The 16,524-nt window shown below is 66.8% G+C and carries 11 protein-coding genes; 5 read left to right on the top strand and 6 right to left on the bottom strand.

Annotation, left to right across the window (positions count from 1 at the left end; genetic code table 11):
• Window positions 1–220: 220 nt before the first annotated feature.
• On the bottom strand, window positions 221–1,282 hold the full coding sequence (locus ACIBHX_RS46035; protein WP_397074536.1) for an integrase core domain-containing protein: 1,062 nt from the start codon (window positions 1,280–1,282) through the stop codon (window positions 221–223).
• 398 nt (window positions 1,283–1,680) lie between these two features.
• Window positions 1,681–10,458, bottom strand: a complete 8,778-nt coding sequence (locus tag ACIBHX_RS46030) for a SpvB/TcaC N-terminal domain-containing protein (RefSeq protein ID WP_397074535.1) — start codon at window positions 10,456–10,458, stop codon at window positions 1,681–1,683.
• A 412-nt stretch (window positions 10,459–10,870) separates the two neighbouring features.
• Here ACIBHX_RS46030 and ACIBHX_RS46025 point away from each other — a divergent pair, with 412 nt between their 5' ends.
• Window positions 10,871–11,023: a hypothetical protein gene (locus ACIBHX_RS46025; protein ID WP_397074534.1), complete on the top strand. Its 153-nt coding sequence runs from the start codon at window positions 10,871–10,873 to the stop codon at window positions 11,021–11,023.
• Here ACIBHX_RS46025 and ACIBHX_RS46020 read toward each other — a convergent pair.
• Window positions 11,008–11,400, bottom strand: a complete 393-nt coding sequence (locus ACIBHX_RS46020; RefSeq protein WP_397074533.1) for a hypothetical protein — start codon at window positions 11,398–11,400, stop codon at window positions 11,008–11,010. The genes ACIBHX_RS46025 and ACIBHX_RS46020 overlap by 16 nt on opposite strands.
• A 125-nt stretch (window positions 11,401–11,525) precedes the next feature.
• Here ACIBHX_RS46020 and ACIBHX_RS46015 point away from each other — a divergent pair, with 125 nt between their 5' ends.
• On the top strand, window positions 11,526–12,560 hold the full coding sequence (locus ACIBHX_RS46015; protein ID WP_397074532.1) for a hypothetical protein: 1,035 nt from the start codon (window positions 11,526–11,528) through the stop codon (window positions 12,558–12,560).
• Complete coding sequence (locus tag ACIBHX_RS46010; protein ID WP_397074673.1) at window positions 12,560–12,994, top strand: YybH family protein; 435 nt, start codon at window positions 12,560–12,562, stop codon at window positions 12,992–12,994. Before ACIBHX_RS46015 ends, ACIBHX_RS46010 begins: the two co-directional genes overlap by 1 nt.
• 17 nt (window positions 12,995–13,011) lie before the next feature.
• Here the strand turns inward: ACIBHX_RS46010 and ACIBHX_RS46005 are convergent, their stop codons facing one another.
• The 3 genes from ACIBHX_RS46005 to ACIBHX_RS45995 are packed head-to-tail and all read right to left on the bottom strand — an operon-like array spanning window position 13,012 to window position 14,851.
• Window positions 13,012–13,461 (bottom strand): YdeI/OmpD-associated family protein, encoded by a 450-nt coding sequence (locus tag ACIBHX_RS46005; RefSeq protein WP_397074531.1) that lies wholly within the window; start codon window positions 13,459–13,461, stop codon window positions 13,012–13,014.
• A gap of 14 nt (window positions 13,462–13,475) precedes the next feature.
• Entirely contained in the window at window positions 13,476–14,024 is a 549-nt protein-coding gene (locus ACIBHX_RS46000) for a dihydrofolate reductase family protein (RefSeq protein ID WP_397074530.1), read from the bottom strand.
• A 50-nt stretch (window positions 14,025–14,074) separates the two neighbouring features.
• A complete protein-coding gene (locus ACIBHX_RS45995; protein WP_397074529.1) occupies window positions 14,075–14,851 on the bottom strand; it encodes an alpha/beta fold hydrolase in 777 nt (258 codons plus the stop codon).
• A gap of 99 nt (window positions 14,852–14,950) precedes the next feature.
• Between ACIBHX_RS45995 and ACIBHX_RS45990 the strand changes: the two genes are divergently transcribed.
• Complete coding sequence (locus ACIBHX_RS45990) at window positions 14,951–15,592, top strand: TetR/AcrR family transcriptional regulator (RefSeq protein ID WP_397074528.1); 642 nt, start codon at window positions 14,951–14,953, stop codon at window positions 15,590–15,592.
• A 502-nt stretch (window positions 15,593–16,094) separates the two neighbouring features.
• The gene (locus ACIBHX_RS45985; RefSeq protein WP_397074527.1) at window positions 16,095–16,358 is read left to right on the top strand and encodes a hypothetical protein; all 264 of its coding nucleotides are present in this window, start codon (window positions 16,095–16,097) and stop codon (window positions 16,356–16,358) included.
• Window positions 16,359–16,524: the final 166 nt, after the last annotated feature.

The following is a 16,524-nucleotide window of genomic DNA, read 5'->3' as shown; positions in this document are numbered from 1 at the left end:
GGGACCGTACGGCACAGCGGGCGGGATCAGCTGCTGGCTGCGTGTTCCTGACCAGTAAAAACTGGGCTTGATCCGATTTGTCGAAGCCGGGCTGCGCAAGCACGGCTTCGCCGTCGACGTCGCCCTGGAGGGCCCGGAGTGCTCTGGACAAGTGCGAAATCACGCCTGTGCCGCTTCAAAACTCATGCACATGGTTTGAGCTGGTGTTTCTTCGGGTTTGTCAGGCGACTCGCTGGTACTCGTTGATGGCTCCGCCGAGCACCTTTCGGCGCTGAATCCGGCCTTTCAGCGGCACCACGACATCCTCGTCTTGATCAGGTGGGCGCTGCTGGCGGGACTGGTGCGGGCGATGCGCGTTGTAGTGCACGGCGTACTCGTTCAGGATCGATCGAAGGTGGCGTCCGTCGTAGATCAGCATGCGGTCAGTGCATTCGGTTCGGACGGTTCGGACCCAACGTTCGGCGTAGCAGTTGGCTCGAGGTGTCCGCGGCGGAGTCTTGATCACCGTGACGCCAAGGCTGGTGAAGACCTCGTCGAAGACGGCGGTGAACTTGGTGTCCCGGTCACGGATGAGGAACCGAAATGACCTGGCCCGGTGGCCGAGGTCCATGAACAGATTTCTCGCCTGCTGAGCTGTCCAGGCGCCTGTTGGGCGAGCGGTGACGCCCAGGACGTGCACGCGACGTGTTTCCACCTCCATCACGAACAACACGTACAGGCGTTTCAGGAAGATCGTGTCGATGTGGAAGAAGTCGCAGGCGAGCAGGCCTTTCGCTTGCAGTCGTAGAAACGTCCGCCAAGAGGTGTCGACGTTTCGTGGCACCGGGCCGTGTCGGCGTGAACGCAGGGTTCGTCGCACGGTCGCCTCGCTGACCTGCACGCCGAGCCGAGCCAGTTCGCCGTGGACTCGCCGGTACCCCCACCTGGGGTTCTCGCGTGCCAGGCGAAGGACCAGCTCTCTGACCGCCTTACTCATCTCAGAACGGCCAGCGCGGTGTGGGTAGGTCCATGCGCGTTTGATCAAACGACGATGCCAGGCCAATAGGGTGCCGGGGGTTACGAGCCGATGAGCTCGCAGCACCGTCGGCAGGAAGCGGGCCAATGCCGCCAAGAGCGCCCGATCGGCCCAGTCCGGCTTCGGCCGGGCGACCTGGCGCTTCAGTACGGCAACCTCATGCCGGAGCACCATGATCTCGACGTCCTTGGACGCCTGTCCACGACCCAGCAACACCAGCCAGCCGAACACCCGAATCAAGGTCAGATACAGCAGACGAACCGACACAGACCGCGATCTTGCCCACACGGCGCCTGAAGGTCAAAGCCGCAGATCAAGCACCACCGATGAGTTATGAAGCGGTACAAGGCGTCGCCGACCCGGTGCAGGATGACGAAGCCGAATTCGCCCGGAGGAGATATCCGGGTGACCTCGGCGCGGAGGAACTCGCGTGCCTCCTTCCGTACGGCGTCGCCGATGTCGAGGTCCTCGCGGTGGAGGTCGTACCACTTGAGACGGACGCCCGGGAGTTCGAGGCTGTCGCGAGCCGAGAGGCGCTTGCGGACGTGGAGGTAGCCGGGGAACGCTGGTCATGGCTGGACGGTAGACGCGCGGCGGGCCGGTGCCGACGGCCATTCCCGGTCAAAACCAGGAGACCATTTCACCGGCCCGCCGTACCGAACCCCTTATGGAGTGGAGCCCCTGCTATTGATGTTGAATTTGCTCGCACTCTGCTGGAGATCGCTGAGGTTGATGTAGGTCTCGCCGGTCATCGTGTAGTCACGCGCGCCGTGTGCCTTCATCTCCACCATCGCCGCATGGATGCAGTTGGTCGGCCGTCGCCCATCGTCGTCGAACCTCGAATAGATATCCTTCTTGGCCGCGTCCTGATAGACCGGATGCCACTCATAACGATCCTGGAACCAGACCTGGACCTTGCGGGTGCCGAAGTTGTATTCCCAGTCCACCCGGTCGATGGCGCCGAAGGCATTCTTGTACTCCGGCACGCTGATGTCGCCCTGTGCCAGAGCGAGGTGGCCGGTGACCAAGCCAGTGTCGACGCCCTTGGCGACGCTGGCCTCGATTCCCTTGGAGACCGAGTGGTAGACGAAGTACGCCACCGAGTGGTCGGAGTCGAGCATCTTGGACAGGTTCGCGTTCTCGTCGATGGTCGTGCCGGAGCCCTTCAGGTAGTGGTCCAGGTGCTCCGCGGCCACCGGCTCGTCCTGGGCATGGGCCAGTGCCAGGCTCGCCACCCGCTCCACTGTGCGTTCGCGGCAGAAGTTCTCGTAGAAGCCGGACCGGCCCTTGAGGTCCTGCTGGACGACGCTCTCCCACTGGCCGCTGGGTTGGTGATCGTGTACGGGCGTGGGGTGGTAGTGGGCCGGAATGGTGGGGCTACGCCCGTCCGGGTCGGTGTACTTGATCGGGTTGCCCCGGGCGTACAGGTAGGCCGACAGGTCCTTCGATCCAGGTGTCACGTCGGGCAGGGCGGGGTCGGCGCTCTGCCACACGGCGGTACGCGGGTCGTAGTAGCGCGCGCCGTAGTAGTACAGCCCGGTCTCCGGGTCCAGTTCCTTGCCGTTGTACTGCTGCGGCACCGGCTGGGATGGGTGCTCGTCGACCCACGTTTCGCCGCCCGCGACGTACATCAGGTGCTCTGCCAGGCCGCCCGAGGCGTCGGTGACGAATCCGGTGGAGCCAAGATGGTCGTCGTGAGAGTAGAACTGGCGGTTCTCGGGCTTGTTGCCGTTCTTCTCCACCGCCTTGGTCAGCAGCTTGGTCGCGCCGACGTAGATGTGCTTGAACTCGTGGTTGCCGTCGGTGGAGTAGTTCTGGTTGGGGTAGACGTGGAACGTGGAGCCGTCCTTGATGATCCGGTTGCCCTGGTCGTCGTAGAAGTACCGCGCGTCGTTGGGCGTCCCGCCGGCGTTGTCGCAGGAGGCCGGTGTCTGCGGCAGCGTCGTGCTCTGGACGTTCTCATGGCTGCATGCCAGCCGGTTCTCCTCGTCCCAGATGTTCTGCCGCCGCGGCTTGGGCTGCTGCGCACGGCTGATCTGGTTGCCGTTGGCGTCGTAGGCGACCGTGTAGATCCCGATCGTGGTGGGCGCGTGCGGCTGGGCCGGGGCGTAGGCGTAGTTGTAGGCGTAGGTGAGCTTGCCTTCGGTCTGCTTGGTGCCGTTCCCGACCAGTTCGTGGACCTGGTTCTTGCTCGTCAGGTTGCTCGTGCTGTCGTAGGCGAAGTCCACGCGGTAGGTGTCGGTCTTCTGCGGCGCCCGCGGCTGGTAGGAGCCTTCCGCGTGCACCAGCCGGTACAGGTCGTCGTACTGGTAGGTCTCGGTGCTCGGCCCGCCGACCTGCGTACCGACGTCGGGACTGCTGGGCGCGACGGTGTCGTTCTGGATGGTGGTGACGTTGCCGACGCTGTCGTAGGTGTAGTTGAGGTTCTCGAAGACGTACCCCTGGCCGAGGTTCGCCTTCATGTTGTCGAGCCGCCGGGTGGCGGGGTTGAACGTGTAGCGGGTACGCGTGCCGTTACCGGTGTCCAGCAGGACCCGCTCGCCGAACTTGTCGTAGTCCAAGCGGGTCAGGTACGGGTAGGTGGTTCCGGCCTTGGCACCGGTCGCCGAGTCGACCTGCCCACCGGAGTTGTAGTGGTAGGTCAGCACCTCGCCGTCCGGGTAGGTCATCGACAGCGCCCGGTTCCACGTGTCGAAGCGGTACTCGGTGGTGAAGCTCGCCGTATGGCTGCCCTGCTCGGAAACCGTCCGGGTCTCCTTGGTCACCTCTCCCAGCGGCCCGTACTCCCGTGCGACGGTGCCCGCACCGTCCACGATGGAGGTGATCCGGTCGGCGGCGTTGTTGGCCGCGCCGGGCGCTCCGTAGGTGTAGGTGACGTTGTTGGCGGTGAAGATCGGGTAGCGGATGGCGCTGATGCGGTTGAAGTCGTAGTCGTACTCGACCGCCTTCGACTCCGCCGCCAGCTTCGCAGTGATCTTCTTGGTCACGTTGCCGGCCAGGTCGTAGACGGTGTCGGTGCGCCCGGTGTCCGGGCTGATCAAGCTCGTCTGGCGGCCGAAGTTGTCGTAGGTCATCCTGGTGGTGTTGTTGTGATCGTCCACGATGGACGTGTGCTGGCCGAGCGCGTCGTAGCCGTAGCTGGTCTGGATCACCGGCTGGCCGCCGGCCGGGTTGAACTCCTTGACCGAGGTGGTCTGCCGGCGTACGTCGGAGTAGGTGCGCATCGACTTGCCGTTGGCGTCGGCGGCGACGGTTTCGAACTGGGTGACGCCCGAGCGGTCGGCGCCGAAGCCGTACGCCTGGGTGGAGACGGTGCTGTCGGGGAGCACGGTCTTGGTGACCCGGTCCAGGACGTCGAAGGTCGTGGTGACCGGCGAGACAGTGTCGAACGCCGGGTTGAACGTGGTGTTGGCCGCGCCCTTCGGCTCGGTCACCGGGAAGAACTGCTTGACCGCCCGGCCGAGGAAGTCGTACACCGCCCGGCCGGAGACCACCATGACGTTGGCCGGCGCCGTGCCCGGCGCGGCGCTGACCGCCGCGTCCATCTTCGTCTGGATGGTACGGCCGAGCCCGTCGACGAACGCGATCGTGTCGATAGTGTCGCTGTGCACCCCGTCAGCCTGCCGGTCGATGTGGCGGGTGATGGCGTACGGCACCGCCGCGCCGGGGTGGTACTCGAACGACGCGGTGACCCGGTGCTCCGGCAGTTCGTACGGCCCGGCCACGCTGACCAGCCGCCCGACCGAGTCGTAGGTGTTGGCGATGGACTGGTGGTTGATGTCGCTGCTGGTGGCCACGGATCCGAACCGGAGGTCGTGGGTCGTGCTCGAGTGGTAGCCGAAACTGTCGGTGGTCGACTCCACGAAGGTGTCGACGGTCGCGTCATAGCCGTAGTCGGTGCGGAAGCGCTGGTTGTTCTTGTTCGCGGGACCGGTCACCGAGCGTAGGTTGCCGTTGGCGAAGTACTCCATGTCGGTCACGGCGGCCTCGCCGCCGGCGAGCTCGGCCCGGACCCGGGTCACGTCGCCGGTGGCGCAGTCCACCGTGGATTCGCGATGGCGCAGGAGAGTGCCGCCGCCGGACACGTCGATCGCCGTGGCCACGCCCACGATCCCGGTAGCGGGACAGTCGGTGTAGGCGACCCGGGAGTCGAGGTCGTCGGCCGCCCCGGCCTCACCCGCGTCGAAGGTGCGAGTGACGTTGCCCAGCTGGTCGTATTCCATCGTGGTGAAGGTTGACTTGACGGGGTTGGCCTGGCCCTCGAAGTAGCGGCTGTCGGTGCGTACCAGCTGCGGGAAGATCGTCGCGGTGGTGCTGTGCGGATCGGCCGCCGTGTCCGGGTGGTCGATGTCCTTGAGCACGTAGTCGCTCTCGGTCTCCAGGAACTTCTTGCCGCTGGCGTCGGTGGTCAGCGTCCGCGTCGGCAGCCCGCGGGTGTACGGGCCATCGGTGCGGAAGGCGTGGGTGATGCTGCGGAACACCACGTCGTCGGCACCGGCGTCGCGGTGGCGTTCGACGACCGTGGCGTACCCGTCGAACTCGCGCTCCAGGCGGTCGTAGACGCCGCCGGAGTACTCGTAGGTGATCAGCTGGACGTCCTGGCCGTCGCCGGGGCGCCCGTCGTCCACGGCGACGCGCGACAGCACGAACTTCGACTGCGGCTGGCCGAAGGTGTTGCCGTCACGGGTGTAGTCGAAGTCCATCCGGCCGCCCAGCGGGCGGGTCACGGTCTTGAGCAGGTTGGTCCGGCCGGTGCGGTTGCCGGCGACGACCAACTGGTCGTCCTTGACCGACGACAGCTGGTCGGCGAATCCGTCGCCGTTGACGTCTCTCAACATCTGCTCTGTACGGCTGGCGCCGGTGGAGCCGCTGGCGCCCGGGTTGATGACCACGCAGACGAACACGAAGCAGACGCCGAACTCGAAGTACGCGCCGAGGCTGGCGCTCGCGTTCTGGTCCCGCGTGACGCCGGGCAGGCTGCCGAGGAACGGCACCGGCGGCTCGAAGCCATTACCGGTGTTGAGACCCACCTTGATCGGGTTGCCGGAGAACACGCGGTCCGCGAGGCCGTCGCCGTTGACGTCCTGCAGCGTGCTGGACGTACTGGTGACGTCGCGTTCGAACGCGGCGCCGCCAGCGAAGCCGTAGAAGTCTGTGTTGAACCCCAGATTCACCCCCTCGTTGTCGCCGCTGGAGGCGTTGAACCCGGCCGGGTTGCGCCACTGCTCGGCGGCACCGAACCGGTAGCCGAGGTTCAGCGCCACCTTGCCGTCCTTGTGGACCCGGTCGGGCAGCCCATCGCCGTTGATGTCGATCAGGTCGAAGTCCCCGTCGGAGCTGCTGCCGCCCAGGTTCGCGCCGATGCCGAACGGTGGCATGTCGTTGCCTGACTTGGCCGTGTTTCCCGGCGTGTCGCCGTTGGAGCCGCCGCGGCCGAGCCCCGTCGGGATGGTGCGCGCGGCGCTGCCGACGCCGGCGTTGCCGGACTCGTTGGTGCTGCTGCGTACCGCGCCGCCGGGCAGATCACCGTGCTTGGCCCCCAGCCCGCCGGTCGGGTCGGTGTACTGGATGCCGTTGCCGCTGACGACGTCCGGGAACTGGTCGCCGTTCATGTCGAAGAAGTCGACCTTGCCCTCGCTCGTGCCGTTGGCCAGGCTGCCACCGATCGAGCCGACTGTCCCGCCGAGGCCGCCGGTGAGCGACAGTTGCTGCGAGCGGGACAGCCGCGGAACGGCGACACCGGCGAAGTCCGACGCGCTCGGCAGGTTGATCGATTCGGTGCCCAGCCGGGAGCTGCTGGAGCTGGTGCGCGTGACGAAGGAGTGGTCGCCGACGCCCCAGCGGTCCTGCTGCGGCGAGGGGAAGAACGGCACCGCCTTCGGCGGATCCACCTTCGGGTCCTTGCCGAAGTCGTCCTTCTGGCCCTGCGGGTCCACGCTGGTTGGAAGCTGCCCGGCGTAGTCGTCGTCGATGACCAGGTCGCCCTGCGCGATGGGCTGCCCGGCCCGTTCGCGGTTGCCGTTGTAGCCGACCGCGCCCCAGCCACGGTACGGCTGCGGGAAGGCGCCTTCGGGGACGGTGTCGTGGAACGCGCTGGGCGCGTCGACGGCCTGGCCGCCATTCTGGCTGACCTGCACCGACTGGCCGGTCAGGAAGGAGCGCAGCTTCGGGTTCAGCGTGCTGAAGTCGAAGAACAGCTCGTCCGGAACCTGTGGCGCGGTATGGACGCTCACCGGGCCGGGTGAGCTCAGCACACCCTTGTCGAGGGTGAAGAAGCTCTTGGCGACCAGCGTGCCACGCCGCTTCACGGTGAACGCTACCCGGCCAGACGGCTTCTCGTCGCCGAAGTCGAACGTCAGGGACGGAGTCACCGACAGGTCGCCGTCCTGCGACACAGTGAAAGGCTCCTGCGGTGCTGACAGCCCGTCCACCGGGTACAGATCGAGGTTGTACGGCGGGAACACCTCGATCAGCGGCTTGCCCTGGGCGTCGGTTAACTGGGTGACGCCGTCGGCGGCGGTGTAGACAGCGCGCGGCTGCCACGAGATCTGCCCGGCGTCGATCGGCGAGTCCGTCTGTACCCGCCACTGGAGCGTCTGCCCCTGCTGGACGGCGATGTCGAGGGACACCGCCGCCGTGCCCGCCGAGGCGGAGTCCAGCGTGTGCTGCAACACCGGCGTGCCGTCGCGGGTGATCAGGGCGGTGACGTCATCGGTGGTGGCGCCGCTCTTGTTCAGATCGCCGGACAGATGCAGGGTGCCGGTCAGCGGCGCCTTCACCGTCACGATCCGGCCGCCCAGGGTGAAGTCGTCCGACGCCTGGTAGCGATAGGCTGGCAGCTGGTTCACGTCCTGCGTCGCGGGCACGTTCAGATAGCTGATCACCGGGTTCCAGGACACTTCGTCCTTGCTGCCGTCGAAGCGCGACTGCACCCGGAAGTACAGCCGGTCTCCGCGCGCCACGGTGATGGAGTCCACCTGCGATGGCACATGGTCGTTGCCGTCCGGCGGCTCGATGGTGTCCGACCACAGCTCGGCGCCCTCATGCTGGATCGCCACCCGTACACCGTCGGCGGGCGCCACCGCGGTCGGTTGCAGCAGCTTCACCGGGCCCTCGACCCGGATCACGCCCGCGTAGGGCGCCACCCAGCGGCGCACGGTGTCCAGCAGCGGGAACGAGTCGATGAGCCGCTCCCGGTCCGGGCCGAGGTCGCCCAGCAGCCCGCCGGTGTCCACCTGCCCCGGGATCACCGGCACCGGGGTGTCGGCGCTGATGCCGTACAGCGGCTTGCCGTCGCTGCCCAGGCGGCCGAACAGCACCTTGGACCCGTCGACCAAGTCCATGATCCGGTCACCGTTGACATCGCTGAAGTAGGTCTGGGTGGTGACGAAGGAGTTGACATAGTCCAGCTGCAACGCGGCCGATCCCGGATACGCCTCGACGCCCAGCGTCAGGCTGTCGCTGCTCTGCCCCATGATCCCGGGCAGGTCCAGTGTCGTGGCCCGGTCGGCGAAGCGCGGCTGTCCCTTCGGGCCGGACAGGTTCTTGCGGTAGCGGACCTGGCCGTCATCGCCGCGGAACACCTTGTCGGGCAGGTCGTCGCCGTCGACGTCGACCAGGGCCAGCACCCCGGAGTCCGAACTGTGGCTGAACCCGGCCTTCAGCCCGATCGAGTTCGCCTTGCTCTCCGAGCTGCCCACGCCCACATACAGGTGCCCGCCGCCGGTCGTGCTCGTGTTGGCGTTCAGCGCGCTGGCGTCACCGGCGTTGTCGGAGGTGATGTTCACCGCTCTGGACTGGAGGCCGTCGCCCGGCACGGTCCACTGCTCGGAGCTGAAGGCCTGATAATTGCCCTGCCCGTCACGGATGTCGTCGAAGTAGCCGAACTCGTGCTTGTTGAACACCGTGCCGCTGTCGTCCTGCTGCGTGATCGACTGCAGCAGTGTTTTGTGGAACGCACCGGTGGTGTAGGCCAGCTCGTACCGGCGGATGAGTTTGTCGTCGAGGGTCACGTCGATGCGCCGGAGCAGGTCGGCGGTCACCCGTTTGAAGCCGCCCCGCGCGTCGATGGTCTTGTCCACACGCAGCGGCTCGTGCAGCTCCCGGTCACGCGTGAACGTCACCGCGTACCGGCCGTCGGTGTCCCCGAATCCGGTGTAGGTGATCTTCTTCAAGTACAGGTTGCGCCCCTGCTCCGCACCGTTGTCGAGGCCGGTGTCGTCGACCTGCGTGTAGCTGAAGCGCATCACGTTGCCGTGCGGGTCACGGACCTCGCGCAGCCCCCACTGGAAGATGTGACCGTCCTCGTCGGCCAGGGCCGCGCCCGCTCCGCCGTACAGCGACCGCATGCCCGTCTTGTCGGTCACCTCCCAGCTGTAGGACTTCGGATCGTCGCCATGGCGCACGATCTGCGAGAACCCGCCCTCGACCCGGCTGTGGAAGACCTTCTCCGCCGTCCGCGCGACCGGCTCGCCACGATGCGCCGTAGGCGTCAGCTGCTGGCCGTTCAGCAGGTACGTCTCCGTCTCGGTCGCACCGTCATACCGGGGTACACCCCAGCGGGTGTCGACCGTGAGAGCCGAGGCCGACAGATCCCAGCCCACACCCAGCCAGCCGTCGCCGCCCTCGGAGCTGTAGACGACACTGAGTTGAGGCTGAACCCCGTGACGGCCCGGCGGCACCTCGATCGGGTAGCTGAGCCGGTTGTCACCGGTGCTGTCGGCACCCGGCGCGCCGATCAGGTTCACCTTAGAGGCCGGGTCGGCGGCCTGCAGGCCCTTGATCTGGGTCGGGTTGAACGACACGTTGTCCGGGTGCTCCGGCACCGTGACAGCGGCGTTGACCATGTCGGTGAAATGGTTCGTCAGCGACGTCACGGTGTGGTTGACCTCATCGACCGATACCCGCTGCAGCACCTGCCAGCACTGGGCCACGTCGTCGTAGAAGTAGGTGAACAGATCCGACGCGGCGAAGTCGCCGGGCACCAGAGCCGGGTCGTAGGGCAACGTCACCTGGACATCGGTCAGGAACTGCAGCGGATGCGGGGTGAACCGGAACCCGGAACGCGCCTTGCCGGTGACGTTGGTCATGCCGGAGTCCAGCGCTGCCAGCTCGGGATTCGTCAGATCGGTGATGCCGATGCTCACCTGCTTGTCCAGGGCGCCCGGCTTGATCGCGACCTGTGCCCCGTCCCAGGCCACGATGTGCGACTGCGTTGCGCTAGGGCTCACCAGCTCTTCATGATCCGGCGGGCTGGTGCCCGCCGCCGTCGTGGCCGGCGCACTCGCCGTCGCCGTGCCACAGCTGTCCAGCGCCGTCGACGCCATGTCCAAGGCCACCGGCGTCACGGATCCCGTCTGCCCCGCCATCGCCACAACCAGGACCAGGCCGGTTAGGCCGGCCAGGATCTTGATGCTGGCCTTCCCCGATAACATCGCGCGCATTGACGTGCTCCCCCCACGGCTTCAATCCTGAGCCGATCCCGGGCAGCGCCGTCTCTTCGGCGCGACTCCCTCACCTACGATGCGTTCCATGCCGTTCCATGCCGGGGAACATCGTTCTCTGAGGCCGCAGGGCTCCAGGTGCGGCGCTTCCCTCGGTCGAGGTCGTCGACGCGACAAGGCGATCGACATCACCCGCGAGGGGTACCAATCCCTCTCCATGGCGTCCGCGGAGTGGAAGGGTGTCGCCGTGTCGATTGCTCCACCGAAGACCTGGGTCAGATCAGGCCGCACCGGCGCGTCCCTTTCGCCGAGCCGGTAGCGCACCAGGCCTGACCTGGAGCAGTCAAGACTGGCTGTCGCGGATTTCCCTACGTACCGTTGGGTAGCCCGATCCGGTTCATGAGGGGTCCGCGTGAGGCGCGACCTGTTCGAGGCACTCGATCGCGAGCAGCGTTTCGACTACGTGTACGCCTATTCGCCGCGCCAGGCCTACAGGCCCTTCGGCCCCGAGGTCGATGCAGAGATGGCCGCGCGACGTCTGTGGGTGGTTCATCGGACTTGTTGAACGACCTCGTTGATCGCGGCGGCCACGGTCTCGGGGTCCTTGGCCAGGATCTGCACGTGGTTGCTAGGCGTCGTGGCGAACACGGATCTACGCGCATTGCTCGCGGTGGCTTCGGCGGTGGCCGCACGCATGATGCGCATCTCTTCTTCGGCGGCACCCGAATGTGCGCCGCTGCCCACGATGTACGTCGCCGGGCAGGTCAGCGCCTCGAGGTCGGGACCAAGGCGGCCGTTCGCCCAGTCCAGTTCGATGACGAGCTCCGCGCTCTGGGTTGGTGTCAGCCGCGCTGACGGGCCGAGCATGGCCAGGATGCGCATGATCCAGCCTAACCGTCGGAATTGCCGGCGCGCTGCGTCCTTACCTGCCTGGTCGAACATGGTGATCGGGTAGGTCCGCTGGCCCCAGCCCGTGATGAGGGGTATGTAGTTCGGCCGTTTCTGGCCCCACCCTCCCGAAAGCCGTGGGACGCTCGGGATGCTGGTGACGTTGCGGGGTTCGGGTGATGCCGAAGACCAAGGTGGAGTTGTACGCGGCGATCCGGCGGGATGCTCGGATGGAGCACCTGTCGGTCCGGGCGCTCGCGCTCAAGTACCAGGTGCACCGCAGAACGGTCCGAGACGCGCTGAAGTCGGTCTGGCCGGCCCCACGCAAGCAGATGGCACCGCGTAAATCGGTGTTGGACCCGTTCAAGACCAACATCGATCAGATGCTGCGGGCCGATCTGGACGCCCCCCGCAAGCAGCGGCACACCTCCAAACGGATCTTTGATCGGCTGGTCGCCGAGCATGACATGGAGGGCGTCTCCTACTCGACGGTCTGTGACTACGTGCGCGACCGGCGGCCGCAGATCCGTGCCGAGTCCGGCAGGGGCCCTGCGGTAGTGCCCAGCACGCGCACGCGCCTGGTGGCGTGCTCGATGACTGCCAGGATGTACTGGCGTTGCCCATCGAGGGTGATGGTCTCGATGAAATCGCAGGCCAGCAGGGCGTCGGCTTGGGAGCGGAGGAAGTCGGCCCACGTGGTGGACGCACGCTCGGAAGCCGGATCAAGCCCTTCCTGCTTGAGGATCTCCCAGACTGTGGACGGTACAACCTTTCATCAGATCGCGGTGCCAGCGCAGGACGGTATCCGGCCGGACGAGAAGCCGCAGCCGGTGCAAGACCTCGTGCGGCAGCGAGGTCAGCAGCGCGGCGAGAAAGGCCCGGTCCTCGGGCCCGAATCTCACCCTGGTGCCGGCGCCGAGCTGCCGTTCAAGAACGGTGATCTGGTGGCGCAGGGCGAGAATCTCAACATCCTTGTCCCGATCCCCCATCGGAAGCAGCCGCAGCGCGGTGAAGGCGTTCGTAACGGCCAGATAGGCCAGGCGAAGGAGCACGGCCGATCATCATGCCGCACACGTATCCCCCTGGTGGCCGAAGCTCGTGCACGTCACACAGAAACCCCACAAGGCCTTGACCTGGGCGGATGTAATTATCGGCAGGCGCAATGTGGCCGGGGTGCGGCGAATCGCGGCAAAGGTATAGGAATTAGCGGGTGATGATGGCTGAGCACGCTCAATCCCTGTCCCCGGTCAACTCGCAGGTGCGGCGGAAGGCCCTGCGGCCGCAGGATCTCCAGCCACTCTTCGTCGAGCGGGTCAACGCCCGCGATCTGGAGGGGCTCGAAGAGCTCTACGAGCCTGACGCGGCACTGCACTATCCGGCCGGGCACATCGCTCAGGGGATCGAGGAGATCCGGCTGGTGTTGAGGGATTTCCTGGCCGCCGAGCCCCTCATGACGGCCGAGCCCGTCAGCGCGGTCCTCACCGGTGACCTGGCACTGACCTCGGGGGTGTGGACCATGGAGATCGCCAGGCCCGATGGTCAGCCTTTCCACGCGACGGGGCAGACGGCCGAGGTCGCGCGCCGCCAGGCCGACGGGACATGGCGGATGATCATCGATGATCCGGACTTCGTCAGGCTTCAGAACTAACATGGCGCCCTGCTCTGTCAGCGGGTACGCCCGTCCCGGAGCAGGGCGATCGTCTCGGTGAGACGTCGCTGCCTGGTCTCGGGCTTCTTGGCTCCCTCGACGGAGAGAACGAACCACTGCTTCTTGGTATAGGAGAGCGTGTCGAAGAATCTCTTGGCCTCGGCGTCGCGATCGAGGGCCTCGGCGAGATCGGCCGGCACGGTGACCTCGCGGGGTTCGGTGTCGAGTTCGAGGTTCACCGCGACGTCGTCGCCCGCGGAGACCCCCGCGTGTGTGCGGTTCTCCGCGCTGATCCCGACCATGTATCTGCCGCCCATGGACGCCACGGTCGAGCGGTAGGTGTGACGGTTGATCGTGACGCGGACGGGGGGCCGCTTGCCCGCTCCGAGGTCGGCGACGACCTCGTCGGGCACCTGGAACCCCGTGGCGGTTTTGCCGGCCAGCTCGAGTGTGACTCGGAATCTCATCACTGTCGGCCTCTCTAGGGGTGGAGCGCGGGCTGATAGGTCAGATGAACGACACCGGTGCTGAAGGTCGCGGAGTCGATCAGCCGCAACGGTGTCTGCCGGTCGTCGTCGAAAAGGCGCCGGCCGCGGCCCAGGACGATGGGGTGGACTAGCAGCTGGAGTTCGTCCAGGACGCCCTCACGCAGCAGTGACCGGACCAGGGTGGGACTGCCGCTGATGGTGATGTTGTTTCCGGGTTCCTCCTTGAGTTTGGTGAGCTCGGCGGCTACGTCGCCGCCGAGCAAGGTGGTGTTGTGCCACCGCACCGTGTCCAAGGTCGTGGAGGCGACCAGTTTGGGCATCGTGTTGATCCGCTCTGCCAGCGGCACCTCGCTGCCGCGCTGCGGCCAGGAGGCGGCGAACACCTCGTAGGTGGTCCGCCCGAGCAGCAGGATGTCGGACTCGTGGAACTGTGCGGCTACCACCTCGCCCATCTGCTCGTTGTAATAGGGGAAGTGCCAGTCCTCAGATGCTTCCATGACACCGTCCACGGACACGAACAGGTGCGCGACGATCTTCCTCATGACCTCTCCTCGGTGGGTGGTGTCTCTGGGGATGCCTGGGCGACGCGGTCTCAGGCGGCGAAGAACTCCGCCAGGACGGGGGCGATGGCCGCCGGGTCGACGTTGTGGGGCTGACCGTGCAGGGTGCGGCGCTGGGGGGTGGGCAGGGCCGCGGTGATCGCCTCGGCGGCGGTGCTGACCCAGGGGATCGTCCCGCCGTCGATCACGATCGTGGGAACGGTGATGGAGGCCAACTGGTCGGCGGGCAGGGAGAAGTCACCGGCGACCTCGGCGTCGTAGGCCAGGGCGGGCGCAGTGGAGCCCATCGCCTCCCAGAACGGGCCGGCCTTCATTCCGGCGACGAATTCGGCGGGCATGAGCACCGCCTCCAGGAAGAACAGTTCGAGCATGTCGCCGTGACGGCCCTGCTCGCGCAGCGCGAACTGCTGGTCGCGATAGTCGGCGGGGACGGCCGGGCGGGTGCCGGGGAGGATGTAGGGCACCTCCCACAGCGCCAGTCTGGTGATGGCCAGACCGCGAGCCGCGGCCTGGACGGCGAGGATCCCGCCGCCGGAGGTCCCGTACACCATCGCCGATCCGCCCGCTTCGGTGATCAGGGCCTGGATGTCCTCGAACTCGCGGTCCACTGAGTACGGCGTGGCGTCGCCGCTCTGGCCCCGGCCGCGCCGGTCGTAGTTGTAGACGGTGTAGTCGCCCGCAAGCAGGTCGGCCACCGGCGCGTTCGCCGATCGGTCGGTGGGTCCGCCGCCGATCAGGATGGCTGCCGGTCCCGAGCCGATCCTGTCGTACGCGATGGGGGTCCCGTCCGTGGAGATGACCTTGTTCATGGCGCTTCCTCTCGAGCTCGTTCGGTACTGGACCGTACAGTACTCGTTTGAGTACTGAGCCGTCTAGTACTAAACTGAAAATGAGGAGAGGAGCGGACGATGACAGACGTGACACAGACGACGCCGCAGGTGGAGGGCCGTTCAGCCCGCAAACGCAGGGCGATCATGGAGGCGGCCACCGGGCTGTTCCTGCGTAACGGCTATCAGGGCACCAGCATGGACGAGGTCGCCGCCCTCGCCGCGGTGTCCAAGCAGACCGTCTACAAGAACTTCACCGACAAGGAACAGTTGTTCCGCGACATCATCCTCGGCGCTACCGACCGAGTCGGCGAGTTCACCGAGGTCGTCGCCCAGCTCGTCGGCACCGAGGACCTGGAGGAGGACCTGGGTGAGCTCGCCCGCCGATACATCACCGTGGTCATCCAGCCGCGAACGCTGCAGCTGCGCAGGCTTCTCATCGCCGAGGCGGGCCGCTTCCCGGTGGTGGCGCGTGACTATTACCAGCGGGCGCCGGGACGCACGATCGACGCGTTCACCGACTGCTTCCAGAAGCTGGCGGACCGGGGGCTGCTGCGGATCGACGATCCGTCCCTGGCCGCCAGCCACTTCGCCTGGCTGATCTTGTCCCAGCCGATGGACAAGGCCATGTTCTTCGGGGACGAGCAGCAGTACACCCCCGCGGAACTCCAGCACTTCGCGGACGAAGGGGTCCGCGTGTTCCTCGCCGCCTACCGGACCTGAGCGAGACGGCCCGCCGGACCTCGACGGCTGAGCGGCGCCGGAGCCGCGGAGGCTGCGCTTGAGCCGCCCGACGATCAGGCTGGAACGCGGTCCGGCGAGGTGGGCGAGGACGGCGTGGTTGGCCTCCCAGCCGTCGGGGAACTTGATCGGCACGTTGAGCCGCACCCGCCCCGTGCTGGGGTGGGCGTCGAGGAGCTCGGGGATCCCGGCGCGGGCGACGACGATGCAGGCGTAGCGGTGGCGTGAGGCCAGCACGCCCAGGCGCCCTGATTCGAGGTGGAACGCGGTGGCGTCGCGCCGTCCGGACGGCGGGGGGAAGCTCATCCTGCTTCAGGATCTCCCAGACTGTGGACGGTGCAACCTTGATGCCGAGCGTGGCGAGCTCACCGTGCACCCGCCGATATCCCCACGAGGGGTTCTCGCGAACCAGTCGCAAGATGAGAACACGGATAGAGCAGACCGTGGGCGGGCGCCCTCGCCTGTTCGGCCGACAGGTACGGGCGTGACGCCGTTTCATCAGATCGCGGTGCCAGCGCAGGACGGTATCCGGCCGGACGAGAAGCCGCAGCCGGCGCAAGACCTCGTGCGGCAGCGAGGTCAGCAGCGCGGCGAGAAAGGCCCGGTCCTCGGGCCCGAATCTCACCCTGATGCCGGCGCCGAGCTGCCGTTCAAGAACGGTGATCTGGTGGCGCAGGGCGAGAATCTCAACATCCTTGTCCCGATCCCCCATCGCAGCGCGGTGAAGGCGTTCGTAACGGCCAGATAGGCCAGGCGAAGGAGCACGGCCGATCATCATGCCGCACACGTATCCCCCTGGTGGCCGAAGCTCGTGCAGTACACCTCGATCGCCTTCGGCCGGCGCTGCGAGCAGGCCGGCGTCCGTCCCTCGACGGGCAGAACCGGGACGTGCTTCGACAATGCAATCATCGAGA

Source organism: Nonomuraea sp. NPDC050536, assembly GCF_044457685.1.
GTDB lineage: Bacteria > Actinomycetota > Actinomycetes > Streptosporangiales > Streptosporangiaceae > Nonomuraea.
This window is presented reverse-complemented; position numbering and strand designations above follow the sequence as displayed.